This window comes from Kutzneria sp. CA-103260, from assembly GCF_018263855.1.
GTDB lineage: Bacteria > Actinomycetota > Actinomycetes > Mycobacteriales > Pseudonocardiaceae > Kutzneria.
The window spans coordinates 7717455-7743895 of sequence record NZ_CP073318.1 but is presented as its reverse complement, the minus strand read 5'-3'; the positions used below and the strand labels follow the sequence as shown (position 1 = coordinate 7743895).

Sequence of the window (26441 nt, the reverse complement as noted above, 5' to 3'; positions counted from 1 at the left end):
TGGGCGGAGGAGCGATGGCTCGATCGTTGAAGGTCGCCGACCGGGAGAAGACCGCCGAACGGCTGCTCAACTCCTCGGCCGACAAGTTCTACGACCCCGAGGTGGACATCGACTGGGCGGCGCCGCTGGCCGAGGACAAGTACTACATCCCGGCCCACCGCAGCTCGCTCTACGGCACGGAGCTGTGGGACGGCCTCACCGAGCAGCAGCGCATCGAGCTGACCAAGCACGAGGTGGCCAGCGTGGCCAGCGTCGGGCTGTGGTTCGAGGTGCTGCTGATGCAGATGCTGGTCAAGGCCGTCTACAACGCCGATCCCACGACGCGGCACGCACAGTACGCCCTCACCGAGGTCGCTGACGAGTGCCGCCACTCGACGATGTTCGCCCGCATGGTGGAGCGGGTCGGCTGCCCGGCCTACGGGCCGAAGCGTTACGTGCACCAGCTGGGCAAGCTGCTGCCGACCATCGGCTACGGGCCGGCCATGTACGGCTCCATCCTGGTGGCCGAGGAGATCCTCGACCGCATGCAGCGCGAGGCCATGCAGGACGAGTCGGTGCAGCCGCTGGTGCGCATGGTCAACCGGATCCACGTCCTCGAGGAGGCCCGGCACGTCCGGTTCGCCCGCGAGGAAGTGGTGCGGGGCATGGCGAAGATGGGCCGCACCGAGCTGATGTACCAACGGGAGCTGACCGCACTGGTGGGCTTTTTCATCTGCCGCAGCATCATCAACCCGCGGGTCTACGCCGCCGTGGGCATCGATCCCAAGGTCGGCGAGCAGGCGGCGCTGCACAACCCGCACTACCGCGACACCATCCACTGGGCCGGTGAGCGGATCATGAGCTTCCTCGACGAGGTGGGTCTCGTCGGCAACCCGGGGATGTCGTTGTGGCGCAAGTCCTTCCTCGTTCGGTGACGCCCTGGGACGTGGCCGCGCGCAGCCGGTTCGTCACCTCTGACGGCACCGCGCTGCACGTGGTCGACGAGGGTCCGGCGGACGTCTCGACCACTGTTGTCCTAGTGCACGCCTGGACCCTCGACCACACCTCGTGGGACCGCGTGGCCGCGACCCTGTCGCGGACCGTCCGGGTGCTGCGCTTCGACCACCGCGGGCACGGCGGCTCGGCGCCCGCGGTGACCGGCACCGCCACCATCGCCCAGCTCGCCGACGACCTGGCCGAGCTGATCGTGGACCGCGTGCCGACCGGTCGCGTCGTGCTCGCCGGGCACTCCATCGGCGGCATGACCATGATGGCGCTGGCGGAACGAAACCCCGACCTGATCGCGTCCCGCGTTACCGGCGCCGCCTTCGTGGCAACCTCTTCCGGCGGCTTGGACTCGCTGAGCCTCGGTCTGCCGGGGCCAGTGGCGCGGGTCGTCATGCGCGGCGAACGCCTCGTGAACTCGAAGCTGGCCAAGCTGGAGCACCGGTCCCTGCTGGCCAAGCCCCGGCTGGCCGAGCCCGGGCTGCGCTGGCTGCTGTTCGGTCCCCGGCCCCGGCGGGAGGACGTCGCCGCCGCGGCCGAGCAGGTCGCCCGGGTCCATCCCGCTTCGATGGTCGGTTTCCGGGCCTCGCTCCGTGACCACGAACGCCGCGCCGCCCTGGCTGCGTTCCGGGACATCCCCACCGTCGTCCTGGCCGGCGGCGCCGACCGCCTCACTCCCGCCGGTCACTCACGGCTGATCGCCGCCGAGCTGCCCGACTCGGAGCTGGTGATCTATCCCGGCGCCGGCCACATGCTGCCGTTCGAACGCGGGCTGGAAGTCACCGCCCGGATCGGAGGACTCGCGTGATCGCCGACCGTGAGCGGACCGCCGAGCGCCTGCTCAACTCGTCCGCCCGCAACTCCTACGACCCCGACGTCGACATCGACTGGGCCGCCGACCTGTTGCCCGACAAGTACTTCCTGCCGGCCCACCGCAGCTCCCTGTACGGGACTCCGTTGTGGGACAGGCTTTCCGAGCAGCAGCGCATCGATCTCACCCGCCACGAGCTGGCCAGCATCGCTTCGGTCGGCATCTGGTTCGAGGTCATCCTCATGGAGCTGCTCGTCCGGCACTCCTACAACTCCGACCCGCTGACCCGGCACACCCAGTACGCCCTCACCGAGGTCGCCGACGAGTGCCGCCACTCCGTGATGTTCGCCCGTCTCATCGAGAAGGTCGACTGCCCCGCCTACGGTCCCGGCCAGACCGGCCTTCGCCTCGGGCGGCTGTTCAAGTCCATCGCCTTCGGCCCCTCGATGTTCGCCGGCATCCTCGTCGCCGAGGAGATCACCGACGCCCTGCAGCGGGAGTCCATGGCCGACCCCTCTGTGCAGCCCCTCGTGCGGATGGTCAACCGCATCCACGTCATCGAGGAGGCCCGCCACGTTCGCTACGCCCGCGAGGAGGTTCTCCGCGGCACGCCGGGATTGTCGCGGGTGGGCCTCTCCTACCACCGCGCCATGCTCGCCCGGACCGCCTTCATCGTCACTCGATCCCTGATCCACCCGCGGGTTTACCGGGCCGTCGGCCTCGACCCGTACGAAGCCCGCCGCGTCGCGTGGGCCAATCCCCACTACCGGGACACCCTCCGCTGGGCCGGCTCCAAGCTCACCTCATTCCTGGGGGAGAACAACCTCATCGGCGGTTCCAGCCGCAAGATCTGGCAGGCCGTAGCCCTGGTCTGACCAGCGGATCATCGCTTGTCCACAGCCCCTCGCCCTATCCACAGGCACCCTTTCTCCAAGATCACCATCGGGCCTGTCCCGGTATCCTGGAGGCCTGGGCCAGCCCCCCTTGGGATAGGGCGGGGGCTGTTTTCGGTGCTGGAGGGGGCCTTCGCCGGTTGGGTGCGGGTCAAAGGCTTGGCGGCGCTGTGTGCGAAGTGACGCCACGTCTCCAGTGGCCGGCCGGCAGAACGTTGTGAGCCGGCCGACAACCCCCGAAGAGTGCGAGGCCCCGCCGATGCTTCGCCCTGGGCGAGGCATCGGCTACCCGGGGGCCGAGCCGCGACGCCGGAGGCGTCGCCAAAGACTCAGTGCTGGAGGGGGAAGCCGCCGCCGATGCCGCGCCAGGCCAGCGTCGAGATCAGGGCGACGGCGTCTTCCTTGGAGACCCGGCGGTCGGTGTCGAGCCAGAAGCGGGCGGTGACCTGGCTCAGGCCGGTGAGGCCGACGGCGAGCAGGCGCGCGCGGTCCCGGTCGAGGGCGGCGTCGGCCATGATGGTCTCGGTGATGGCGTCGACGCTGGCCGAGGTGGCGCGCTCGATGGCCTGCTGGACGGCGGGCTCGCCGCGCAGGTCGGACTCGAAGACCATGCGGTAGGCCTGGCCCTCGTTGTCGACGAAGTCGTAGAAGGCGCTGACCGCGGCCACCACGCGCTGCTTGTTGTCGGTGGTGGACTCCATGGCCTGGCGGACCGAGGCGACCAGGGCGTCGACATGGCTCTCCAGCAGCGCGAGGTAGAGCTCGAGCTTGCCGGGGAAGTGCTGGTACAGCACGGGCTTGCTGACGCCGGCCCGCTCGGCGATCTCGTCCATGGCGGCGGCGTGGTAACCGTTTGCCACGAACACGTCCTGCGCGGCGGCCAGCAGCTGGGCGCGTCGTGCCGACCTGGGCAGCCGCACTCCTCGCCCGATGCCCTGTTGTGCCGTCTCCGTCATCTCGCCTCCCGCCAGCGTCGCCCACCCTGATCGAGTCAGATCGGCCGGGTCAACAAACCTTACTCGTCGGTAGCGGCCTGTGGTGACTTCCCTAGGTCTGCACATGTACGGAAGGTGTCGGAACTTCGCTCCCGAGGTGAACAGGAGGCATCATTGGGGTATGACGACCGTATCCGCGGCCGCGCCACTCGGAGCCGGCATCCCGCTGACCCTGCCCGCGCGCCCGCGGACGCAGTCGCTGACCAGCGTGCCCCTCTCCACGGCGGCGCTGCCCCCGCTCGATCTGACGATCCCGCCCTGGCCGGGCGAGATGATGACCTCCGGCGGCGTGACGCTGCATGTCCGTCGCACGCCGGGGCCCAGCCCGGACGCACCGAAGGCGGTCTTCGTGCACGGCCTGGGCGGCTCCTCGACAAACTGGACGGACTTCGCCGGCCAGCTGTCGGCCAGGGTCGACGGCCTCGCGCTCGACCTGCCGGGATTCGGCCGCACGCCGCCGCCGGACGGCTATGACTTCAGCATGGGCGCGCACGCCGACACGGTGTTGCGCTTCCTGGACGGCCTGGACGAGCCGGTTCACTTGTTCGGCAACTCGCTCGGCGGTGCGGTCTCGCTGGCGGTCGCCGCGCAGCGGCCGGACCTGGTGCGCTCGCTCACACTGATCTCCCCGGCCGTGCCGGATCTGCGCCCCGACCTGCGGCGCTGCGCGAACCCGATGATGCCGCTGGCCTTCGTGCCGGTCATCGGTGACCGGGTGCGCCGCCGGCTGGCCTCGATGACGCCGCGCGAGCAGTCGCTGCAGATCCTGCGGCTGTGCTTCGCCCAGCCCTCGGTCGTCCCGGACCACCGGGTGGACCAGGGCGTTCGCGAGACGATCGAGCGCAACGGCCTGCCGTACTACCGGTCGGCCCTCGCGGCCACCACGATCGGGTTGATTCGATCTTGGTTGGCCCCCGCCCACAGGTCGATGTGGCGGGTGGTGCCGAAGGTCACGGCCCCCTCGCTGGTGGTGTGGGGCGCGCAAGACCGCCTGGTCAGCGTGCGCAAGGCCCCGCGAACCGCTCAGCTGCTGCAACGCGGTCGGCTGCTGGTGCTGCCCCGGGTCGGGCACTGCGCCCAGATCGAGCGTCCGGTCACGGTCGCGCGGGCCGTTCTGGGCATGTGGGAGGCCGTGGACCGAGCCCAGTGGTGAGCCCCGCCTGCGTGGCGCCCAGTCACGGATGTGGCACTCTGAGTCGGTGACCCGGACGACTGAGGAAGGCCGTGGCGAGGGCAGCCCCGCGAAGCCCACGCCGAGCAAGGTCTCGCCTATCCGTCCGGCCGTGACCCGTCGTCCCCCGGAGGAGCGCTACCGCAGCGGCGGCCGCCGCACCGCGGCCCAGCCGCTGGCCGCGTCGTGGCGTCCGGAGGGCAAGGAGGACAAGCCCGAGCCCGGCCGCGGCAAGCCCCGCAAGGGCGTGAAGGGCTTCGCCGCCACCTACGGCTGGCGGGTCTACGCCCTGCCGGTGCTGGTCGTGGTGACGGCCCTGGTCGTGTTCAACGTCGCCCGCACGCCCTCGTCCGACACGAACGGCGGCGGCATCGACGGCCTGGCCGCGCAGAACCCCGCCGCCACCTCGGGCCCGCCGGTGGCCACCGAGAACTCGGCTGTGCCGGTGGACCCGAAGACGGGCACCGCCGTGCTGCCCCAGGGCGACTCGTTCCCGCAGGCCGGCGCCGGCACCTGGCACCTGGTGCCGGGCAGCGGCTCGAAGGTCGGCAGCGGGCCGAAGCTCTATCACTACGCGATCGCCGTCGAGGACGGCATCGACGCCTCCGCCTACGGCGGTGACGACGCGTTCGCCAAGACCGTGGAGAACATCCTGTCCGATCCGCGCAGCTGGATCGGCGGCGGCTCGATCTCGCTGCAGCGGGTCGGGCCGGAGTTCCACAACCCCGACTTCGTGGTCAGCCTGACCACGCCCAACACCGACCACCGGCCGGACATGTGCGGCTACCAGATCCAGTACGAGGCGTCCTGCTGGAACCCGACCTACAAGCGGGTCGTGATCAACCTGTCCCGCTGGATCCGAGGCGCGCTGGCCTTCAACGGCGACATCGGCCTGTACCGCGAGTACGCCATCAACCACGAGGTCGGCCACGTGTTCAACAACCCGCACGTGGGCTGCTCCACCGAGGGCGGACTGGCCCCGGTGATGATGCAGCAGACCTTCGGCGTGTCCGACGACTACGTGTGGCAGCTCAACCAGGCCGACCCGTACAACCGGACCGCGGTGACCAAGGACGGCAAGGTGTGCCGACCCAACGCCTGGCCCAATCCGCAGGGCTCACCGGGCGGCCAGTCCAACCAGTGAGACGACTTTCCCATGGGGAAGACAGTGGGGCAGGCTGGACGTTGAAGTGGGGGCAGGATGAATTCCCCCTGCGTCGAGGAGGAGCAGATGCCGCTTCCGCCGCTCGTTGAGCCAGCCGCGGAGCTGACCAAACAAGAGGTCGAGCGCTACAGCCGCCACCTGATCATCCCGGATGTCGGGGTGGACGGGCAGAAGCGGCTGAAGAACGCCAAGGTGCTGGTGGTCGGCGCCGGCGGCCTCGGCAGCCCGGCGCTGCTGTACCTGGCCGCGGCCGGGGTCGGCACGCTGGGCATCGTGGAGTTCGACGTCGTCGACGAGTCCAACCTGCAGCGACAGGTGATCCACGGGCAGTCCGACGTCGGGCGGCCCAAGGCCGAGTCGGCCCGCGACTCGATCGCCGAGATCAACCCGTTCGTCAAGGTGAACCTGCACCAGCTGCGCCTGGAAGCGGACAACGTGCTGGACGTGTTCCGGGACTACGACCTGATCCTGGACGGCACGGACAACTTCGCCACCCGGTACCTGGTCAACGACGCCGCCGTGCTGCTGGGCAAGCCGTACGTGTGGGGCTCGATCTTCCGGTTCGAGGGCCAGGCCAGCGTGTTCTGGGACGACGCGCCGAACGGCCAGGGCCTCAACTACCGGGACCTCTACCCGGAGGCGCCGCCTCCCGGCATGGTCCCCTCCTGTGCCGAGGGCGGCGTGCTGGGCGTGCTCTGCGCGTCCATCGGCTCGATCATGGTGACCGAGGCGATCAAGCTGATCACCGGCATCGGCGAGACCCTGCTGGGTCGGCTGATGGTGTACGACGCGCTGGAGATGACCTACCGGACCATCAAGATCCGCAAGGATCCGGAGGCCAAGCCGATCACCGAGCTGATCGACTACGAGGCGTTCTGCGGCGTCGTCTCCGACGACGCCCGGTCCGCCGCGGCCGGCCACACCATCACCCCGCTGGAGCTCAAGCAGAAGATCGACGCGGGTGAGGACTTCCTGCTGGTGGACGTGCGGGAGCCGCACGAGTACGAGATCGTCAAGATCCCGGGCTCGGTGCTGATCCCCAAGGACCGGATCCTGTCCGGCGAGGCGTTCTCCGAGCTGCCGCAGGACAAGCCGCTGGTGCTGCACTGCAAGTCCGGCGCCCGGTCCGCGGAGGCCCTGGCGGCCCTGCACCAGGCCGGTTTCTCCGACGCCGTGCACGTCGGCGGCGGTGTGCTGGCGTGGGCCCGCGAGGTCGACCCCAGCCTGCCCACCTACTGACAGTAGTCGAGAGGAATGCCCCTCCCTGACGCGTTGGATGTCAGGAAGGGGGCATTCCTCTCGTTCAACGTCAGGAATGGTCCCTTCACTGCGTTGAAGACACCTGGTGGCGGTCCCCCCTTTTCGCGGCGCGGCAAGGTAGCGTCGCGGGCTGTGACGACCTCCCTGCAGCCTCCGCCGCCACATGTGTGCGCGGCTTTCGGCGCGAGGGGCGTGGAGCCGGAGCTGATCGACGGCGGTCCGGTCTGGCGCTGCGGCGAAGCGGCGATCCGGCCGGCGCCCAACCCGGCGGAGGCGGCCTGGGTGGCGCAGACGCTGGACGGGCTGACCGTGGACAACCTGCGGCTGGGCCGCCCCCTGCGCTCGACGGACGGCCGCTGGGTCGTCGGCGGCTGGTCCGCCACCCGCTACCTGTCCGGCCGGGCCGAGCCCAAGCACGACGAGGTCGTCGCGGTGTCGGTCCGCCTGCACGGGGCCACCGACACGCTGCCGCGGCCGCGGTTCCTGGACGCCCGCAAGGACGTCTTCGCCACCGCCGACCGCGCCGCCTGGGGCGAGGAGCTGGTGGAGCTCGACCACGACAAGGGTGGCCGGCTGTTCGAGCTGGTGGCCCCGTCCCGGGTGCCGATCGGGCTGAAGTCCCAGGTGGTGCACGGTGACCTGTTCGGCAACGTGTTGTTCGCCGGCACCGCGCCGCCGGTGCTGATCGACTTCGCGCCGTTCTGGCGGCCGCCGGAGTGGGCGGCGGCGGTGATCGTGGTGGACGCGCTGGCCTGGGGCGGGGCCGACCAGGGCATCCTCAAGCGCTGGGCGCACCTGGCCGAGTGGCCGCAGGCGCTGGTCCGGGCGCTGCTGTTCCGGCTGGCCGTGCACGCTCTGCACCCGCGCTCGACCTCGCAGTCGCTGCGTGGCCTGGAGCGGGCCACCACCCAGATTCTCGACATCGTCTGACGCGCACCAGTTTCTGACCTGCGGTGGGAGCACCACGTAACCCGCAGGCAACCCGGGTGACCCGGCGGGGTCACGGTTTCTGCCCAGCATTGGCCGCATGACGCGGACACTGGTCGTGATCGGCAACGGGATGGTGGGCCACCACCTCGTGCGCACGCTGACCGAGCGCGGCGGCGACTGGCGCGTCGTCGTGCTGGCCGAGGAGCCGCGTCCGGCCTACGACCGGGTGGCACTGTCCTCGTACGTGGACGGCTGGGACGCCGACAAGCTCAGCCTGCCGCCGGTGGACGTGGAGACCCGGCTGGGCGACAAGGTCGTGGAGATCGACCGCGCGGCCCGGAAAGTCGTCACCGCGCAGGGCTTCGTGCAGGACTACGACGCCCTGGTGCTGGCCACCGGCTCCTACCCGTTCGTGCCCCCGGTCTCTGGGCATGACCGCGCGCACTGCTTCGTCTACCGCACGATCGACGACCTGGACGCGATTCGGGCCCACGGCGGTGCCAGCGGTGTGGTGATCGGCGGCGGCCTGCTCGGCCTCGAAGCGGCGAATGCCTTACGGCTCATGGGAGTTCGGCCGCAGGTGGTCGAGCTGGCGCCGCGGCTGATGCCGTTGCAGGTCGACGAGGGCGGCGGTGCGCTGCTGCGCCGCGAGATCCTCCGACTCGGCCTGGATGTCCACTGTGGAGTATCGGTGTCCGGGGTCGAGGACGACCGGGTGGTGCTCTCCGACGGCAGCGAACTTCCCGCCGACATCGTGGTTTTCTCCGCCGGTGTGCGACCCCGCGACGATCTCGCCCGCACGTTCGGGCTGGAGGTCGGCGAGCGCGGCGGCATTGTCGTCGACGACGGGTGCCGCACGTCCGACGAATCCATCTACGCCATCGGGGAATGCGCCTGCGTCGGCGGTCGCGTGTACGGCCTGGTCGCCCCCGGTTACGCGATGGCCGAGGTGGTCGCCGACCGGCTCCTGGGCGGCGACAAGAAATTCCGCACCGCGGACACCTCGACCAAGCTCAAGCTTCTCGGCGTCGACGTGGCCAGCTTCGGCGACGCCCACGCGACCTCGCCCGGCGCCCTCGAAGTGGTGCACAACGACCCGGTCTCCGGCTCGTACAAGAAGATCGTGGTCTCCGACGACGCCAGGACGCTGCTCGGCGGCGTCCTCGTCGGCGACGCCAGCGCCTACGCGACGCTGCGGGCCTTCGTCGGCCGGCCGCTGCCCGACGACCCCGGTTCGCTGATCGCCCCGGCCGCCGCCACCAACATGGCGCTGCCCGACGACGCCCAGGTCTGCTCCTGCCACGGTGTCACGAAGGCGGCCATCGTCGAGGCCATCGGGACCGGGTGCGCCGACGTGCCGTCACTCAAGGCGTGCACCAAGGCCGGCACCGGCTGCGGATCCTGCGTGCCGACGCTCAAGCAGTTGCTCACCAGCTGCGGCGTCGAGCAGTCCAAGGCGCTGTGCGAGCACTTCAGCCAGTCCCGGGCCGAGCTGTTCGAGATCATCCGCGCCACCGGCATCCGCACGTTCAGCGCGCTGATCGCCGAACACGGCCGCGGCGCCGGCTGCGACCTGTGCAAACCGTCCGTGGCCTCCATCCTGGCCTCCCTGAACAGCGGGCACGTGCTGGAGGGCGAGCAGGCGACCCTGCAGGACACCAACGACCACTTCCTGGCCAACCTCCAGCGCAACGGCACCTACTCGGTGGTGCCGCGCATCCCCGGCGGCGAGATCACCCCGCAGAAGCTGATGGTGATCGCCGAGGTGGCCCAGGACTTCGGGCTGTACACGAAGATCACCGGCGGCCAGCGCATCGACCTGTTCGGCGCGACCGTGGACCAGCTGCCGCTGATCTGGCGGCGGCTGGTGGACGCCGGCTTCGAGTCCGGCCACGCGTACGGAAAGGCCCTGCGCACGGTCAAGTCCTGCGTCGGCAGCACGTGGTGCCGCTACGGCGTGCAGGACTCGGTCGGCCTGGCCATCGAGCTGGAGCTGCGCTACCGGGGCCTGCGCTCGCCGCACAAGCTCAAGGCCGGCGTCTCCGGCTGCGCCCGCGAGTGCGCGGAGGCCCGGAGCAAGGACTTCGGCGTGATCGCCACCGAGCAGGGCTGGAACCTGTACGTGGGCGGCAACGGCGGCTTCACGCCCCGGCACGCCGACCTGCTGGTGTCCGATGTGGACACCGAGATGCTGGTCAGGACCATCGACCGGTTCCTGATGTTCTACGTGCGCACCGCGGACCGCTTGCAGCGCACCTCGGCGTGGATCGAGGCCATGGAGGGCGGCCTCGACCACCTGCGGGACGTGATCGTGCACGACAGCCTGGGCATCGCCGCCGACCTGGAGGCGGCGATGCACGCGCACGTGCGCGACTACGCCGACGAGTGGCGCGGCGTGCTGGAGGACCCGGTGAAGCTGGCGCGCTTCAGCTCGTTCGTGAACGCGCCCGGCGTCCCCGACCCGACGATCTCCTTCCGCGAGGAGCGCGGCCAGCGTGTCCCCGTTCAGCTGGGAATTCCGGAGGTGATGGCCCGATGACCGCCGTACAGGAACGCACCTGGACCACCGTGTGCCGCTACACGGACCTGTTGCCCGGCCGAGGGGTCGCGGCCCTGCTGCCCGGCGGCGATCAGGTCGCGGTGTTCCGCACCGAGGACGGACTACACGTATTGTCCAACCATGACCCGTTCAGCTGCGCCGCCGTCCTCTCCCGGGGCATCGTCGGCGACCGTGGCGGCGTGCCGGTTGTCGTGTCGCCCGTCTACAAGCAGGCCTTCGAGCTGGCCACCGGCCGCTGCGTGGACGACGCCGGGGTCGCGGTGGCGACGTACCCGGTCGACGTGTGGGACGGCTACGTCCGGGTGGGCTCACCGTGACTGAGGTCGACCCGCTCGCCGGCTACACCGTGGGCCTCACCGCCGCGCGACGGGCCGACGAGCTCGCCGCGCTGCTGGTCCGGCGCGGCGCGGCCGTGCAGCACGCGCCGGCGATCCGGATCGTGCCGCTGCTGGACGACGCCCAGCTGCGGGCCAGCACCGAGCAGCTGATGGCCCGGCCGGTGGACGTCGTCGTGGTCACCACGGCCATCGGCTTCCGGGGCTGGATCGAGGCCGCCGACGGATGGGGCCTGGGCGACGACCTGATCAAGCACCTGGGCGAGGCCGAGGTGCTGGCCCGGGGGCCGAAGGTGCGTGGCGCGGTGCGGGCGGCGGGGCTGAGCGAGGCCTGGGCTCCGGAGTCCGAAAGCAATGCCGAGCTGCTCGAATACCTGCTGGAACGGGGTGTCGCCGGCAAGCGCGTCGCCGTGCAGCTGCACGGTGAGCCGCTGCCCGACTTCGTCAACGCGCTGAAGGACGCCGGGGCCGACGTCACCGAGGTCTCCGTCTACCGCTGGACCGCGCCCGCCGACACCAATCCGTTGGACCGCCTGCTGGACGCCATCGTCGGACGTCAGGTCGACGCCCTGGTCTTCACCAGCGCCCCCGCCGTCGCGTCGACCTTGGCCCGGGCCAAGGCCACCGGCCGGCGTGAGGCCGTGGTTTCCGCACTGCGCGAGGACATTCTCGTCGCCTGCGTGGGCAAGATCTGCGCCGGTCCGTTCCAGCCCTACGGCGTGCCGTGTGTCATTCCGGAACGGGCCCGGATCGGGTCCCTGGCCCGGGCGCTGGCCGTGGAACTGCCGGCCCGGGCGCGGCGGATCCAGTTCGCCAGCACCGAGGTCCAGATGCGGGGCCAGGCCGTTGTCGTCGACGGCGACCTGCGGCCCATCGCCCCCGCGCCGATGGCCGTGCTGCGGGCCCTGGCCGAGCAGCCCGGGCATGTCGTGTCCCGGCAGCGGCTGATGTCAGTGTTGCAGCGGGATTCCACGCCCGTGCAGGAGCACGCTGTCGAGACCGCTATCGGCCGGCTGCGCACCGCCCTGGGGCAGCCCAAGCTGGTGCAGACCGTGGTCAAGCGTGGTTACCGGCTGGCCCTGGAGGCCTGATGACCCTGGTGCTGGCCGCCCACGGCACCCGTGATCCGGCCGGCGCCGTTGTCGTCGAGGAGATCGCCGCCGCCGTCCGGCTGCGGTTGCCCGGGATCCCGGTCTCCGTGGCCTACGTCGATGTCCGCTCGCCGTCGTTGACCGAGGTGTTGCGATCGGTAGATGGGCCGGCGGTGGTCGTGCCGGCTTTTCTGGCCGCCGGCTACCACGTTCGGGTGGATGTGCCGGAGCAGATCCTGGCGTCCGGGTGTTCTTCGGTGGTCGTCACGCCGGCCCTGGGGCCGTCTGACCTGGTGCTTGACGCCGTGTACGACCGTCTTGTCGCCGCCGGGTGGGAGCATGGGGACGGCGTGGTGCTGGCCGCCGCCGGCTCATCGGATGCCCGGGCCGTGGCCGACGTGCACCAGGCCGCTCGCCGGCTGTCGGTGCTGATCCGGTCGGACGTACAGGTCGGGTTCATCACCTCGGCCCAGCCCTCAGTGCCCGAGGCGGTTGCAGCCAGCTCGGCCGCCGACCGCTGCCTGGTCTCCGACGCTTGTCCGGCCTCTGGGTCCGGTCGCGTCGCCATCGCTTCCTGGCTGCTCGCCCCTGGCCTCTTCCACCAGCGGCTCGCCGACATGGGGGCGGACCTGGTGTCCGAGCCCATCGGCGCGCATCCCCGCCTGGTCGACCTGGTCGTGCGGCGCGCCCTGGCCGCCGGAATAGTTGACCTCTCAACCATGTTGGTGGGACAGTAGGCACAATCCGTCGAGGAGGCCCGCCATGCCCGCCGTCACCGCCGACACGCTCACCCTGCCGCGGCTGCCCGAGCTGCCCGCCGCCGCCATCGAGTGGCGGCCCGTGCTGAAGGTGGTCACCGCCGGCAAGTTCCTGGAGGGCGAGGGCTTCCAGGTCCGCCGGCCGTTCCCCAGCGCCGAGATGCCGCTGGCGGACCCGTTCCTGCTGCTCGACCACATGGGCGCCGTCGAATACGGGCCCGGCGAGGCCAAAGGCGCGCCGTGGCATCCGCACCGCGGCTTCGAAACCGTCACCTACATGATCGACGGCGTCTTCGAGCACGAGGACTCCACCGGTGGCGGCGGCGTCATCACCGACGGCGGCACCCAGTGGATGACCGCCGGGGCCGGTGTTCTGCACAGCGAGCTGCCGTCCCAGGAGCTCGTCACCAAGGGCGGGCTGTTCCACGGCGTGCAGCTGTGGGTCAACCTCCCGCGTGCCGCCAAGTGGACTCCGCCGCGCTACCAGGACATCGGCGCTCGCGACGCCGCCCTCGTGTCGTCCGCCGACGGTGGGGCGCTGGTTCGGGTCATCGCCGGCGACCTCGACGGTCACCAGGGCCCCGGTGACACGTACACGCCGATCATCTACCTGCACGCCACCGTTGCCGCCGGCGCGCAGCTGGACATGCGCTGGCCCACCAACTTCAACGCCATGGTCTACGTCCTGTCCGGCCGCGGCACCGTCGGCCGCGAGGGCCGGCCCATCGAGGAGGGCCAGCTGGCCGACTTCGGCTACGGCGAGGCCGTCACCCTCCGCGCCGCCGACACCCAGCCCTCGGCCGCCGCCAACGCCATGGACGTCCTCGTGCTCGGCGGCCGCCCCATCCGCGAGCCCGTCGCCCGCTACGGCCCGTTCGTGATGAACACCAAGGAAGAGATCTACCAGGCCATGGACGACTTCCAGGCCGGACGGCTGGCCACCGTGCAACCCCAGCACCTGGCCCACCGCAGCGCCGCCGACACCGACCTCTGACCCCTCGGGCGAAAATCTGCCACATGCGCGCTCTTCGTGTGGCATCAGGGCGCAAATGGGAAGCGCATGTGGCAGAACCTGGGTTAGCTGGCTCGGTGGACATGGAAGATGTCGCCGTCCGGCTGACGAGCAGGTTCGGGTCCCAGGTCGAGGGCTGGCTGGCCGAGATCCCGGTCGTCGCCGCACGGCTGGGATCCCGATGGGGGCTCGTGCTCGGCGAGCCGTTCGCCAGCGGGGCAGCCTCGATCATCATGCGTTGTCAGTGGCCGGACGGAACCCTGGCGGTGCTCAAGTTCAGCCCGGATCGGGAGTTGTTGGCCAAGCAGGCCGAGATGCTCGCCCTCTTCGCGGCAACCGGCCGGGTGCCGGCGGTGTTGGCCGCGGACACCGAAGCCGGGGCGATGGTGCTGGAGGAGATCCGGCCCGGCACCGAGGCGGAGGACATGCCGCCGGAGTTTTTGCCGCAGCAGTGGGGAGAACTGCTCGCCGCGCTGCACTCCGTGACGCCGGCGGACTGGCCGTTGGATCTGCGTGGGCGCTGCGAGGAAGCATTCGACCGAATCGGCCGCCGGTTGTCCGAGCCCGCCATCGCCGCCCGGATCGACCAGGACACGTGGCAGCGGGCGATTCGGCGCTGCGAGACGTTGCTGGACACCCAGACTCGGCCCGTGCTGCTGCACGGCGATCTGCACCTCGGCAACGCCCTCGACGGCGGCCCCTCGCGCGGCCTGATCGCGATCGATCCCAAGGCATGTATCGGAGATCCATGCTTCGACGCCGTCGACTACGTCGTTGCCGCCGCCGGCCAGGAGGGCGTCGAGGCTCGCTGCCAACGAGTGGCGACGGCGTGCGGCCTCGACGGGGACCGGCTGTTCGCCTGGGCTCAGGTGATCGCACCGATGCTGGCCATTGCACACCTCACTTACGACGGCCCGGCGTCGGCGATCGACGAACTGCTTGCCCTGGCCGGCACCTGACACCCCGCTTTTTTGCCACATGTGGCGCACATTCGACTTCCAGCGCCACATGTGGACCACATGTGGCAAAAAGTAGGGGCTGGGGGCTAGAACAGCCCCAACTGTGGCTCCTCCGGCGGCTCGGGCACGGCCTCCTCCCAGCGGTACCTCCGCAGGTCGACCTTGCCGTCGATGGATGGAACGCCCTCGGCCTCCAGCAGGCTGAGCTGCTCGTCGGCCAGGTGCGGGGCGCATGTCCCGTTGGCCCGCAGCACCCGCTGCCACGGCAGGTCGTGCCCGTTCTGCAGCACCCGGCCGACCAGCCGCGCGGACGGGGCCCGGGAGATGTCGGCGACGTCGCCGTAGGTGGCGACCCGCCCGGCGGGGATGCGGGCGATCACCGCCCGCACCTGCTCGACGATCACCGGGTCGAGGATCTCGGCATCCATCGGTCAAGCCTCGCAGAGGAACCCGCGCAGCAGCGCACCCACCTCCGCCGGCCGTTCGAGGTACACGGCGTGACCGCAGTCGATCTCGCGCACGGTGAGGTCGGCGCCGAGCCGGTCCCGCAGCGCGGCCACCAGTTCCGGTGCCACGAAGTCCGCCTTCGTCGCTGGTACGAGAAGTGTGCGCGTACCTCGTGGCGGCAGCATCGGCCGGCGGGACATCTCGCTCCACGCGGTCACGGCCATCGGGGTGGAGTACCGCCGACGCCACCGGCCGTCCGACATCTGCACGAAGTTGGCCGGCACCTCGACGTCGACGCCCTCGGTCGTGTGCCACGTCTCGGCGAAGGTGGCCCGCGCGGCGTCGAGGTCGGGCCACGTGTCCGGCACCAGCTCCTCGAGGGCGATTTCCTCGCACGTCACCGGGGAGAGCCCGGTCGCCGGGTCCAGCAGCGCCAGCCGGGCCACCCGTTCAGGGGCCCGAGCGGTCACGTGCAACGCGGTCGCGCCGCCGTAGGAGTGGCCGACGAGCGGCACCCGGTCCAGCTCCAGGGCGTCGAGCAGATCGATCACGTCCGCCGCGTGCTGTTCGAGGTGCCACGGCGGCAACCGGGTCGAATCCCCATGACCACGCAGATCCGGCGCTATCACACGGAAATCGGCCAGCTCACGCTCGGCCAGCAGTCGCCACCGGCCGCCGTGGCCGGACAGCCCGTGCAGAAACACGACGGGCCTGCCGTCGGCAGGCCCGAACTCGTGGACGTGAAGTGTCATGGGCGGATTATCCGGCGCGCAGTGCTTTTTCACTGGGCCATTTTTCCCACCGTGAAGGGGGATGCGGGGCCACCGCCGATCCGCCGCCAGCTCGGCGGGGGGCCCCGCAACTCGTGGTCAGCCGGTGAACTTGCCGATCACCTTGCTGAAATCGTTGGGACTCTGGGAGACACCGGAGCAGGTGTCGCCGTCCCCGCCGGAGCCGCAGGCGCGGTCCCGGTTGGCCGACCAGTAGGTCAGCCGGGCCAGGTGGTTGGTCTGGGCGTAGGACAGGATGCTGTTGAAGTTGGCCAGCGTCACCGTCTCACCCGCGTTGTCGGTCTTGCCGTTCATGGACGAGATGCCCATGTGCGGGTAGGCCTGCGCGTCGGTCCAGCCGAAGGCGCTCTTGAGCTGGCTCTTCAGCCCCTCGGCGGCGGACTTGGTGTGCGCCCACATGTCGCCGCCGCTGCTGAAGTCGAACGGCATGATCGACCAGACGTCGACGTTCGCGCCCAGGGCCTTGCCCTGCTTGATCAGTCGCTGGCCGTCGCCGTCCGGACCGGAGGTGGTGGTGCCCATGGTCACCACGACCTTGAGGCCGGCGTTGTTCTGCTTCACGGTCTTCAGCGCGCCGAGGACCCGGTCCTGCACCGCGGGGGTGCTCATCTCGGTGGCCTCGATGTCGATGTCGATGGCCTTCAACGAGTACTGCGTGATCACCTTCTGGTAGGCCGCGGCCAGCGCCGACACACTCGAGCAGTGCTCGCCGAGCTTGGCGCCGCCCCAGCCGCCGAAGGAGACGATCACGTCGCCGCCGGCCTTGCGGATGGCGTTGATCGTGTTGGACGCGGCCGACGCGCCGCCGTCGAACACCGGCGTGCAGCCGCCGTTGGACAGCACGAACGCGATGGTGAAGGCCTTGAGGCCGGTCGCCGACATCGTCGAGGCGACGTTCGGCTGCCAGCCGGCGCCCAGGTAGATGTACGGCGAGGCGGTCACCGGGTTCACCGCGGCCGGAGCCGCGTCCGCGACCGTGCCGGCCAGCGCCCCAGTGCCCACGAGGCCGGCGGTGAGCAGGGCCGCCAGGCCACGTCGGGTCAGCTTCATCGACGTCCTCCGCAGGGTGAGTCAGGTCACTCCGGTGAAGCGCTTTCCACACTGGACTAGACCAGTCGAAACCGTCAAGAAGGTAGACGATCGGGATCGGTTCAGATGGTTTTTCTCGGCCGTCCGGCCCAGTCGGCATTGCGCCGAACCGCCGTCTGGCGGCGATTGCCCAATCTGGTCTATACCAATTGAGCACGCTCCACCGACCGCCGCGTGGTCCCCTGCCCGCTCCTGGAGGTCCGTCATGCGCTTGCGTTCCATGACCATCGCCGCGATCGCCCTCATGGGCGCATTCGTCGCGCCGATCGCGGCCACGGCCGCCGCGGCGCCGCAGTCCGCCGCCCAGCCACAGGCCGCCGGCTCGCCGATCCCCGTCGCCCCCTACGTGGACATGGGCGAGTGGCCGACGCCGGTGCTGTCCACGATGGCGAAGTCGGGCAACCTCAAGGGTTTCACCCTCGGCTTCGTCACCTCGGCCGGCTGCAAGGCCAGCTGGTTCAACGCCTACGACCCGCGGGCGGCCTGGCAGGCCGACGAGATCGCCAAGATCCGGTCGGCCGGCGGTGACGTCAAGGTGTCCTTCGGCGGCGCCAGCGGCATCGAGCTGGCCCAGGCCTGCACCAGCGTCAGCTCGCTGGCCGCCGAGTACAACGCGGTGATCAAGGCCTACGGCCTGAAGTACGTCGACTTCGACATCGAGGGCGCGGCGGTGGCCGACCCGACCTCGATCACCCGCCGCTCCCAGGCGCTGGCCCAGGTGCAGTCGGCCAACCCCGGCATCAAGATCTCGCTGACCCTGCCGGTGCTGCCCAGCGGCCTGGACACCAACGGGCTCAACGTGGTCAAGGCGGCCAAGTCCGCGGGCGTCAACCTCGACATGGTCAACATCATGGCGATGGACTACTACATGGGCTCGGCCAACCAGGGCGACCGGGCGGTGTCCGCGGCCAAGGCCACCCAGGCGCAGCTCAAGTCCCTGTACGGGCTGTCCGACGCGGCGGCGTGGAAGAAGGTCGGCCTCACCCCGATGCTGGGCGTGAACGACTCGCAGAACGAGATCTTCTACACCGCCGACGCCACCAAGGTGGTCACCTTCGCCAAGTCGGTGCACCTGGGCATGCTGTCGTTCTGGGAGGTCGGCCGGGACGCCAACGCCTGCACCGGCGCGCTGTACCGGTGCACCAACGTGCCGCAGTCGCCGTACCAGTTCTCCAAGATCTTCGCCGGCTACACCGGCTGATCGAGCGGGCCTCGCCCCACCCTGCCGGGTGAGGCCCGCGGTTGAACCGGGTCGGAAATTGGTGCGTACCAATATTCGACCCGGTTCGACTGCTTCTGGAGGATCCCCGATGACCATTCCCCCTGCCCGCCGCAAGGCGTTGATGGTCGGCGGTGTGATGGCGGCCGCCGTGGTGGTCGGCATGGGCGCGGTGTTCGGCGCCAGCTCGCATGACGCCAACGCCGCCGCCAACAACAGCGCGGTCCGGCCGGCCGCGGCCGGTGCCATCACGGTCGCGCCGTACGTGGACATGGGCCTGTCCGCGGACAAGCTGACGCAGTTCGCCAACGCCGGCGGCATCAAGTCGTTCAGCCTCGCGTTCGTCACCTCGGCCGGCTGCAAGGCCAGTTGGTTCAACGCGCACGACATCTCCGAGGGCTTCGGCCTGGCCCAGATCAACCAGCTGCGGGCGGCCGGCGGCGACGTGAAGGTGTCCTTCGGTGGCGCCACCGGCATCGAGCTCGCCCAGGCCTGCACCGACGTCAACCAGTTGGCCGCGCAGTACAGCTCGGTGGTCAAGGAGTACAAGCTCACCCACATCGACATGGACGTGGAGGGCGCGGCTGTCGCCGACAAGGCCTCCATCGACCGCCGCTCGCAGGCGTTGGCCTTGGTGCAGAAGCAGAATCCCGGCCTGAAGGTGTCGCTGACCCTGCCGGTGCTGCCCACCGGCCTCACCGCCGACGGCCTGAACGTGGTGAAGTCGGCCAAGGCCGCCGGTGTGGCGATGGACGTCGTCAACATCATGGCGATGGACTTCGGCACCGCCGAGAGCGACATGGGCGCGCGGGTGATCCAGTCCGCGCAGAGCACCGAGAAGCAGCTCAAGACCGTCTTCACCGGCCTGTCCGACGCACAGGCGTTCAAGATGCTCGGCATCACACCCATGCTCGGCGTCAACGACACCCAGACCGAGGTCTTCAGCCTGGCCAACGCCAAGGCGGTGGTGAACTTCGCCAACCAGCAGCACGTCGGCTACCTCGGCTACTGGGAGCAGAGCCGGGACGCGAACGCCTGCAACGGCGCGCTGTTCCAGTGCACCAACGTGCCGCAGCAGGCCTTCGACTTCGCCAAGGTGTTCGCCGGCTTCAAGGGCTAATCGTCGTACGGGTCGTCCGCGACCGAGCCGTACTCGGACTCGTCGGAGTCGTCCGGATCCAGCAGCGCGAACCTGGTGCCGAGCGGGTCGGCGAACACCGCCACCCGCCCCAGCGCCGACTGGTACGGCTTGAACCGCAGTCGTGCGCCGAGCCGGCGGGCCAGGGCGACGGACGCCTCGAAGCCCAGGTCCGGATCGACCGCGAACTGCGCGATCCACCGGGCCGGCACGTCTTCCGGCGTGCCCAGAGCCATCCGCACGCGGGCGAGGACCGAGTCCTCGCCCGCGTACCACACCATGTGGTCGAAGCGGCGGCCGTCGCCGAACTGCTTCTGGCCGTAGTCGAAGACCGCGCCGAAGAACCGGTCGGCCAGCGTCGCCCGCCAGGTGACCAGTTCGGCCCAGGCCAACGATCCCGGCACGCCCACGGTGAAGTGGTGGCCTTCGTCGCACTGGCACAGGCCGACCGCCGTTCCGGTCGGGTCGAGCAGGATCGCCTTGTCTCCCTTGCGATCCTTCAGTCGCCCACCGTACCGAGTGGCCAGTCGCGCGGTGGTGTCTATGTCGGGCGTGGCCAGATACGGGGTCCAGCCCAACGCCGGTTCGCTGGTCCTGCGCAGCCCGGCCACGGGCTCGCCGTACAGCGTGGCGGTGTCGCCGTCGAACTCCCAGCCGAACAGACGGCCGTAGAAGCGCTTGGTGACGTCGATGTCGGGTGTGGCGATCTCAAGCCAGCACGGGCTGCCGAGGGCCGGCTTCGTGATGACGGACATGGGGTCGCCTCCTCAAGATGTCGAAGGAAGTGGCCTGCCTTGATTATGTCATTACCAAGTCTTTACCTCAACATGCCGCGCGTTACGCGCGGGGCGAGGCCGCTCGTGACCGGTGCCTTCCCTGGCCGGATTTCGATCGCCGCGTCGGCGCAGGTGGTGGGTTGCGTCGGGTGCGGCGATCGAAATCCGGCGACAGTCCAGGCACCGGCGCGGCCTCGCACTCCTGCGTTGGCGGCCAACCCAGCCCGCATGGCGGAGACAACACTGTCGGGGTTGCGTGGTTCTATCGGGGGGTGGCACGCAGAAGCACTCCACTCGCCTTGGTGCGCCGGCCGGCCCAACCGCCGCCCCGGCCGCGGTGGGACGCGACTGCCCGTCGGGTCATCGACCACGAGGGCGGTCCGCTCCGCCTGATCGGCGGGCCCGGCACGGGCAAGACGACGCTGCTGGCCGGCGTCGCGGCCGACCGCGTCCTGAACACGGGCGTGGACCCGGAGAGCATTCTCGTGCTGACGTCCAGCCGGAAGGCGGCGGTGGCGCTGCGGTCGCAGATCACCCGGCTGCTCAAGGACCAAGGCCCGTCCCGCACCGCCCGCGAGCCCCTGGTCCGCACCGTCCACTCCTACGCCTTCGCGGTGCTGCGCCTGGTGTCCATCAGGGAGGGACTGCCGCCGCCACGGCTGCTGGCCGGTCCCGACCAGGACGCGATGGTGCGCGACCTGCTCGCCGGTGACATCGACGACGGCGCGGCGTACTGGCCGGACGGCCTGCGGCCGGCGCTCGGCATCCCGGGCTTCGCCGGGGAGCTTCGGGACCTCATCCTCCGCGCGGCCGAACGCGGCCAGGGCCCCGAGGACCTGGTGCGACTCGGCCGTGAGCAGGGCGTGCCGGAGTGGGTCGCGGCCGGCCGGTTCTGGCGCCAGTACGAGGAGGTCACGCTGCTGGCCGGCAGCGAGGCGCAGGAGTCGGCCGCGCCGGCCTACGACGCCGCCGAGCTGGTGTCCAGCGCTCTGCTGGCGTTCGACCTCGACCCGGACCTGCTGGCCGACGAGCGCGCCCGGGTCCGGCACCTGCTCGTCGACGACGCCCAACACCTCGACCACCAGCAGTTCGCGCTGATCAGGGCGCTGGGCGCGGCGGCCCACGAGTTCATCGTGGCCGGCGACCCGGACCAGGCGATCTTCTCCTTCCGCGGCGCGGATCCGACGCTGCTCACCGCCCACGCCGACGGCCCGGTCGAGGTGCTGAAGGTCGATCACCGGATGGCGCCGGAGATCCGCAAGGCGATCAGCCGCCTGCACGCCCGGCTGCCGGGCGCGGGCCCGCAGCGGGAACTGCTCGCCCGGGAGGACGAGGAACGCGGCAGCGTGCAGATCCGGCTGCTGGCCTCGGCGGCCCAGGAAGCGACCTGGATCGGCGACCAGCTCCGCCGCGCGCACCTGCTGGACGAGGTGCCGTGGTCGGAGATGGCGGTGCTGGTGCGGTCGACCGCGCACTCGCTTCCCGTGCTGCGCCGGGCTCTGCTAGCCGCCGGCGTGCCGCTGGCCGTGCCGGTGGACGAGCTGCCGCTGGCCCAACTCCCGGCGGTGCGGCAGTTCCTGGTGCTGCTCCGGTGCGCCGACGACGCGTCCGTGCTGGACCAGGACACAGCCGCGTACCTGCTCGAATCGCAGCTCGGCGGCGCGGACACGTTGGCGCTGCGGCGATTGCGCCGCGGCCTGCGCCGGCTGGAGCTGGCCGCCGGCGGCGACCGGTCCAGCGGCGAGCTGCTGGTCGACGTGATCAACGACAACGACCTGCTGGTGGCCCTGGAAGACAGCGAGGCCGCCCCGGTCCGCCGCATCGGCACGTTGATCAGGACGTCCCGGGACGCCATCGAGGCCGGTGTCAGCGTCGAGCTGGTGTTGTGGCAGCTGTGGAAGGACAGCGGCCTCGAACAGCGCTGGGCCACACAGGCCACCCGCGGCGGCCCGACCGGCGCGCAGGCCGACCGCGACCTGGACGCGATCGTCGGCCTGTTCGACGCGGCCGGCCGCTATGTCGACCGGCTGCCCGCCGCCAGCGTCGCCGGCTTCGCGGATTACCTTACGGCGCAACAGATCGTCGGTGACTCACTGGCCCCGACCGCGCCGCTGGGCGAGGCCGTCACGGTGATCACCGCGCACGCCGCGGCCGGTCGCGAGTGGACAGTCGTGGCCGTGCCCGGCGTGCAGGAGGGCAGCTGGCCGGATCTGCGCACCCGCGGCACTTTGCTTGGTGTGGAACGGATGCGGGACCTGCTCAACGGCGTCGACCCCGGCGATGTGGTGTCGGCGACCGCGCCGCTGCTGGCCGAGGAGCGCCGGCTGCTGATCGTCGCCGCCAGCCGGGCCAAGCGCACGCTGCTGGTCAGCGCCGTGCGGGGGGAGGACGAGCAGCCGTCCCGGTTCCTCGACGAGTTGGAGGGCACCGCCGCCGATCCGGAGGCGGCGGTCCGTCCGGTGTTCACGCCGCCGCGCGGGCTGGTGCTGTCCGAGCTGGTCGGCGAGCTGCGCCGGGTGTGCTGCGACGCCGAGGCCGAGCCGGCCAGCCGTCGCCGCGCCGCCAAGCAGCTGGGCCGGCTCGCGGCCGCGGGTGTGCCCGGCGCCCATCCCGGTTCCTGGTACGGGCTGCCGGAAGTGTCCACCGACAGTCCGTTGTGGACGGACGAGGAGACCGTCAGCGTTTCCCCGTCCACCATCGAGGTGCTGTCCAAGTGCCCGCTGCGCTGGATGGTCGAGCGGCACGGCGGCGAGGACCCGGCCCAGCTCGCCTCGATCACCGGCACCCTCGTGCACGCCCTGGCCCAGGCCGCCGCCAGCGGCGTCGACCGGCTCGAACTCCAGGTCCGGCTCGACCAGGCGTGGGCCGCCGTCGACGCCGGGGCTCCGTGGTTCTCCCGCCGTGAGCGCAACCGGGTGCAGAAGATGCTCGACACCTTCATGGCCTGGTTCGAACGCAGCCGGGCCGAGCTCACCCAGGTCGCCGTCGAGCGGGATCTGTCCATCGAGGTCCCCAAACAGGCCGACGGCCCCTGGCTGCGGGTGCGCGGCCGCGTCGACCGCCTCGAAGTCGACGACCAGGGCCGCCCCGTCGTCGTCGACATCAAGACCGGCAAACAGCCCGTCAGCAAGGACGACGCCCAGGAGCACCCCCAGCTGGCCGTCTACCAGCTCGCCACCCAACTCGGCGCTTTCGAGGAACTCGGCCTCGGCGAGGACCCCGGCGGCGCCCGGCTGCTCTACGTCTCCAAGGAGGACAAGAAAACCGGTGCGGCGGAACGGGTTCAGGCGCCGCTGGACCCGGACTCGTCCAAGGTGTGGCTGGCCACCGTCCAGGACGCCGCCTCCTCCTGCGTCGGTCCCGAGTACACCGCCACCGAGAGCCCCGACTGCCCCCGTTGCCCGGCGCGGACCTCTTGTCCGCTGCACGAGTCCGGACGGCAGGTGGGCGAATGACCTTGGCCCTGAACCACTCCCGCCGACGGGTGGGGGAAGGGATCCGGGCCGCCGGTCAGGTCGCGGAGTGAGAGGAGTTGATGCGATGGCGTGAGGACTGCGGCGAGGATGCCGCCTCGGCGGACGACCAGGCCCCGGTCGTGCGGAGCCAGGTGTCCACGGCCCAGCGCCAGCGCAGCGCCTCGGCCAGCGAGCCCTCCGGCGGGGAGAAACCGGTCAGCTCGCCGAGCCGGCGCAGGCGGTGCTTCACCGTGTTGGGGTGCACGTGCAGTGCCAGCGCGGTGGCGTCGACCCGACCGCCGTGGTCGAGGTAGGTCAACGCCGTCGACGCCAGCAGCCGGTGGAAGTCGTCGGTGCCGGCGAGGCCGGCCAGCAGGTCGTCGGAGAGCATGCGGCCCAGTGCGGGGAAGCCGTCGGTGACCAGGTCGACGGCCAGCTCGGTCAGGCGCAGCGGCCCGACCAGGCCACGGCAGCGTCCGGTCTGGAGCGCGGCCCGGCAGGCCTGGTAGGCGGGGGCGAGATCCCTGGGCAGCACGGGCGGCGTCACGACGATGAGGACGTCGGCCACCGCCGCGAGGTCGGGCAGCTGCACGGCGACGCCGCACACCAAGCCGTCCACGGTGACGCAGAAGGTCTCGGCCAGCGCCGCCTCGGCGCGGCGGGCCTGGCGCGGGTCGCTCACGTCGGCCAGCACCACGTGGTAGTGCCGGTCGTCGGCCAGGCCGGTGTTGACCACGCCGGTCGCCGGACCGCCCTTGAGCAGCTCGCGCAGCGCCTGCACGCGGGCGGCCTGAGCGGTGCGGGCCAGCCGCAGCTCGGCTTCCCGGTAGGCCTCGACCAGCCGGTTCTGCAGCCGGTTGGCGTAGCCATCCAGTTCGAGCAGCGCCGACACGAAGTCGTCGGCGAGCATCTCGTGCTGGCGCAGCCGGCAGCCGAGCTCGCGCAGCACGTGCGCGCGCCCGGTCTGGAAGCCGGCGAGCAGCGCGGACAGCGGGACACCCTGCAGCGCCCGGTCGGTGGCGAGCCGGTCGGCGACCTCCACACCCAGTCCGGTGGAGTCGATGAAGGCCGCCGACGCGACGCCCAGCAGGGCGGCGATGTGCCGCCGCACCTCGCCCACGGGCAGCGCAGCCACCTGCGGTGACTGCGCCCGCACCTCGGTCACGACGCCGTCGAGCACGTCCGGGTCGGCCCGCATCTGCTCCATGATGCGGCGCAGCGTGGCGCGCCCCGCCGTCTCCTCGGTCATCGTCGTGGTCACCTCAGGACAGCGATCCGAGCACGGCCGGGTCGACCTTGGCCACGCGTTCGCGCTGCGGGAAGGTGCCGACCGGCACCCGCGCCACCTCGGTCCCGGTGCGGTAGTCGACGACCGACACCGCGTTGGCCTGGCTCAGCGACACGTAGCAGTAGTTGCCGTCGGTGCTGGTCTGGCCCCAGTAGGGCAGGCTGTTGGTCGGGTAGTTGACGAACGCCCGGTCCACCAGGCCGTCGGTGGACACCAGCGCCACGTAGTCGTCGATGGTGCCGACGTCGCACAGCGTCGAGCCGTCGCCGGACAGAGCCAGGCCGTGGTGGGCCGAGTTCTTCGGGTAGTCGTCCGGCTTGAGCGTCTTGGCGTGGTCGCTGAACGGCTGGTTCACCGTGGCCACGATCTTGCCGGCGTTCAGGTCGTACTTGACGAAGCCGTTGAGGTAGGACAGCTCCGCGTAGAACGTGTTGCCGTCCGGGGCGATCAGGTTGGGCCGGATGCCGTGCGGGAACGTCCAGGTCTTGACCACCTGCAGGGTGGACGTGTCGATCTTGGTCAGCTGGAACGCGCCCTTGGCCCACTCCAGCGACTGCGGCAGCGAGATGTTGCCGATGCTGGAGTTGTAGACGTACTTGCCGTCGGCCGTGTAGTCGTTCTGGTGCGGGTAGTTGCCGGTCGGGGCCGAGCCGACGATCGCGCCGGTCGTGGTGTCGATGAACTGGGCCTTGTTGGCCGTCGTGGCCGAGACCACGAACCGGGTGCCGTCCGGGGACAGCGCGGCGTGGTCGGCGTGGAAGCCGTCCAGCCGGGTGTGCCACAGCTCCTGCTTGGTGGCCAGGTCGAAGGCGGCGACGTCGTCGAGGTTGCCGCGGGAGACGATGAGCCGGCGGCCGTCGGGGGTCAGGGCCGCGTCGTCGACGAACCGGTCGCCGCCCTCGATGCCCTTGACGGTCTCGTAGCCGATCCGCTGGATCGGGTCCATCTCGTTGATGCGCTGCTGGAGGTCGGGGATGACGTTGAAGCTGCCAAGGTTGGCAAAGCCGTTCTCGTCGATGAAACTCACCGAACCCGTTTGGCTGTTGCCCACGAGCAGCACGTTCTTGAGCGCGGTGACGTTCGGCGCGGCAGGGCTGGCGGTAGCGGCGGGCGTCGTTGCCACGGCGGCGAGCGTCGCGGCGACCACCGCGACGGCCAGGGGGATGCGCACGGTCGGCATCGGCCTAGTCTGGGTGAAATCGGTGTGACCCAGATAGACGCGTCCGGACCAATGTGAAACTTATTCATTGTCGATCGCCGACAACGGCTGCCCCGATCGGCCGACGGCGGGTCCGTTTCGGTCCCTGAGGTGCG

Annotated in this window: 23 protein-coding genes; 16 read left to right on the top strand and 7 right to left on the bottom strand. The window is 70.7% G+C overall.

Going from position 1 to position 26441, the window contains the following annotated elements; translation table 11 throughout:
• The first annotated feature begins 14 nt into the window (after positions 1 to 14).
• From JJ691_RS33880 to JJ691_RS33870, 3 genes are read left to right on the top strand one after another with little or no spacing between them, the layout of a single operon-like run.
• Positions 15 to 914 carry an AurF N-oxygenase family protein gene (locus JJ691_RS33880; protein ID WP_211763639.1) on the top strand — a complete coding sequence of 300 codons (900 nt, stop codon included), beginning with the start codon at positions 15 to 17 and terminating at the stop codon, positions 912 to 914.
• A complete protein-coding gene (locus tag JJ691_RS33875; RefSeq protein WP_249227190.1) occupies positions 911 to 1792 on the top strand; it encodes an alpha/beta fold hydrolase in 882 nt (293 codons plus the stop codon). Before JJ691_RS33880 ends, JJ691_RS33875 begins: the two co-directional genes overlap by 4 nt.
• Entirely contained in the window at positions 1789 to 2670 is an 882-nt protein-coding gene (locus JJ691_RS33870) for an AurF N-oxygenase family protein (protein ID WP_211763637.1), read from the top strand. Before JJ691_RS33875 ends, JJ691_RS33870 begins: the two co-directional genes overlap by 4 nt.
• A 347-nt stretch (positions 2671 to 3017) precedes the next feature.
• On the opposite strand, the gene JJ691_RS33865 is transcribed toward JJ691_RS33870, so the two are convergent.
• Positions 3018 to 3644: a TetR/AcrR family transcriptional regulator gene (locus JJ691_RS33865; RefSeq protein ID WP_211763636.1), complete on the bottom strand. Its 627-nt coding sequence runs from the start codon at positions 3642 to 3644 to the stop codon at positions 3018 to 3020.
• 160 nt (positions 3645 to 3804) lie between these two features.
• Here JJ691_RS33865 and JJ691_RS33860 point away from each other — a divergent pair, with 160 nt between their 5' ends.
• From JJ691_RS33860 to JJ691_RS33815, 10 genes are all read left to right on the top strand, one after another.
• Entirely contained in the window at positions 3805 to 4836 is a 1032-nt protein-coding gene (locus JJ691_RS33860; RefSeq protein WP_211763635.1) for an alpha/beta fold hydrolase, read from the top strand.
• Positions 4837 to 4966: 130 nt separating this feature from the next.
• Entirely contained in the window at positions 4967 to 5998 is a 1032-nt protein-coding gene (locus tag JJ691_RS33855; protein ID WP_249227189.1) for a DUF3152 domain-containing protein, read from the top strand.
• Positions 5999 to 6085: 87 nt separating this feature from the next.
• Positions 6086 to 7258, top strand: coding sequence for an adenylyltransferase/sulfurtransferase MoeZ (gene moeZ / locus JJ691_RS33850; protein ID WP_211763633.1), 1173 nt, complete (start codon positions 6086 to 6088; stop codon positions 7256 to 7258).
• A 153-nt stretch (positions 7259 to 7411) separates the two neighbouring features.
• Positions 7412 to 8209: a TIGR02569 family protein gene (locus JJ691_RS33845; RefSeq protein ID WP_249227188.1), complete on the top strand. Its 798-nt coding sequence runs from the start codon at positions 7412 to 7414 to the stop codon at positions 8207 to 8209.
• Between the two features lie 97 nt (positions 8210 to 8306).
• Positions 8307 to 10748: a nitrite reductase large subunit NirB gene (gene nirB, locus JJ691_RS33840; protein WP_211763631.1), complete on the top strand. Its 2442-nt coding sequence runs from the start codon at positions 8307 to 8309 to the stop codon at positions 10746 to 10748.
• Positions 10745 to 11086, top strand: coding sequence for a nitrite reductase small subunit NirD (nirD, locus tag JJ691_RS33835; RefSeq protein ID WP_211763630.1), 342 nt, complete (start codon positions 10745 to 10747; stop codon positions 11084 to 11086). Before nirB ends, nirD begins: the two co-directional genes overlap by 4 nt.
• The gene (locus tag JJ691_RS33830) at positions 11083 to 12195 is read left to right on the top strand and encodes a uroporphyrinogen-III synthase (protein ID WP_211763629.1); all 1113 of its coding nucleotides are present in this window, start codon (positions 11083 to 11085) and stop codon (positions 12193 to 12195) included. Before nirD ends, JJ691_RS33830 begins: the two co-directional genes overlap by 4 nt.
• Positions 12195 to 12932 carry a sirohydrochlorin chelatase gene (locus JJ691_RS33825; protein ID WP_211763628.1) on the top strand — a complete coding sequence of 246 codons (738 nt, stop codon included), beginning with the start codon at positions 12195 to 12197 and terminating at the stop codon, positions 12930 to 12932. The genes JJ691_RS33830 and JJ691_RS33825 overlap by 1 nt, the downstream gene beginning before the upstream one ends.
• Positions 12933 to 12957: 25 nt before the next feature.
• Positions 12958 to 13947 (top strand): pirin family protein, encoded by a 990-nt coding sequence (locus tag JJ691_RS33820; RefSeq protein ID WP_211763627.1) that lies wholly within the window; start codon positions 12958 to 12960, stop codon positions 13945 to 13947.
• A gap of 101 nt (positions 13948 to 14048) precedes the next feature.
• A complete protein-coding gene (locus JJ691_RS33815) occupies positions 14049 to 14924 on the top strand; it encodes an aminoglycoside phosphotransferase family protein (protein WP_249228306.1) in 876 nt (291 codons plus the stop codon).
• 86 nt (positions 14925 to 15010) lie between these two features.
• Here the strand turns inward: JJ691_RS33815 and JJ691_RS33810 are convergent, their stop codons facing one another.
• The 3 genes from JJ691_RS33810 to JJ691_RS33800 form a co-directional block, all read right to left on the bottom strand.
• The gene (locus JJ691_RS33810; RefSeq protein ID WP_211763625.1) at positions 15011 to 15352 is read right to left on the bottom strand and encodes an MGMT family protein; all 342 of its coding nucleotides are present in this window, start codon (positions 15350 to 15352) and stop codon (positions 15011 to 15013) included.
• A gap of 3 nt (positions 15353 to 15355) precedes the next feature.
• On the bottom strand, positions 15356 to 16123 hold the full coding sequence (locus tag JJ691_RS33805; RefSeq protein ID WP_211763624.1) for an alpha/beta fold hydrolase: 768 nt from the start codon (positions 16121 to 16123) through the stop codon (positions 15356 to 15358).
• A gap of 117 nt (positions 16124 to 16240) precedes the next feature.
• Complete coding sequence (locus JJ691_RS33800; protein ID WP_211763623.1) at positions 16241 to 17212, bottom strand: chitinase; 972 nt, start codon at positions 17210 to 17212, stop codon at positions 16241 to 16243.
• A 244-nt stretch (positions 17213 to 17456) separates the two neighbouring features.
• Between JJ691_RS33800 and JJ691_RS33795 the strand changes: the two genes are divergently transcribed.
• On the top strand, positions 17457 to 18452 hold the full coding sequence (locus JJ691_RS33795; RefSeq protein WP_211763622.1) for a chitinase: 996 nt from the start codon (positions 17457 to 17459) through the stop codon (positions 18450 to 18452).
• A gap of 109 nt (positions 18453 to 18561) precedes the next feature.
• A complete protein-coding gene (locus tag JJ691_RS33790; protein ID WP_211763621.1) occupies positions 18562 to 19590 on the top strand; it encodes a chitinase in 1029 nt (342 codons plus the stop codon).
• Here the strand turns inward: JJ691_RS33790 and JJ691_RS33785 are convergent.
• On the bottom strand, positions 19587 to 20363 hold the full coding sequence (locus tag JJ691_RS33785) for a VOC family protein (protein ID WP_211763620.1): 777 nt from the start codon (positions 20361 to 20363) through the stop codon (positions 19587 to 19589). The two genes, JJ691_RS33790 and JJ691_RS33785, sit on opposite strands and share 4 nt — an antisense overlap.
• A 293-nt stretch (positions 20364 to 20656) precedes the next feature.
• Here JJ691_RS33785 and JJ691_RS33780 point away from each other — a divergent pair, with 293 nt between their 5' ends.
• Complete coding sequence (locus tag JJ691_RS33780; RefSeq protein WP_249227187.1) at positions 20657 to 23839, top strand: ATP-dependent helicase; 3183 nt, start codon at positions 20657 to 20659, stop codon at positions 23837 to 23839.
• A 55-nt stretch (positions 23840 to 23894) separates the two neighbouring features.
• On the opposite strand, the gene JJ691_RS33775 is transcribed toward JJ691_RS33780, so the two are convergent.
• Together JJ691_RS33775 and JJ691_RS33770 are read right to left on the bottom strand one after the other, a co-directional pair.
• Entirely contained in the window at positions 23895 to 25088 is a 1194-nt protein-coding gene (locus tag JJ691_RS33775) for a helix-turn-helix domain-containing protein (protein ID WP_211763618.1), read from the bottom strand.
• 13 nt (positions 25089 to 25101) lie between these two features.
• Positions 25102 to 26307 (bottom strand): YncE family protein, encoded by a 1206-nt coding sequence (locus JJ691_RS33770; protein WP_211763617.1) that lies wholly within the window; start codon positions 26305 to 26307, stop codon positions 25102 to 25104.
• Positions 26308 to 26441: the final 134 nt, after the last annotated feature.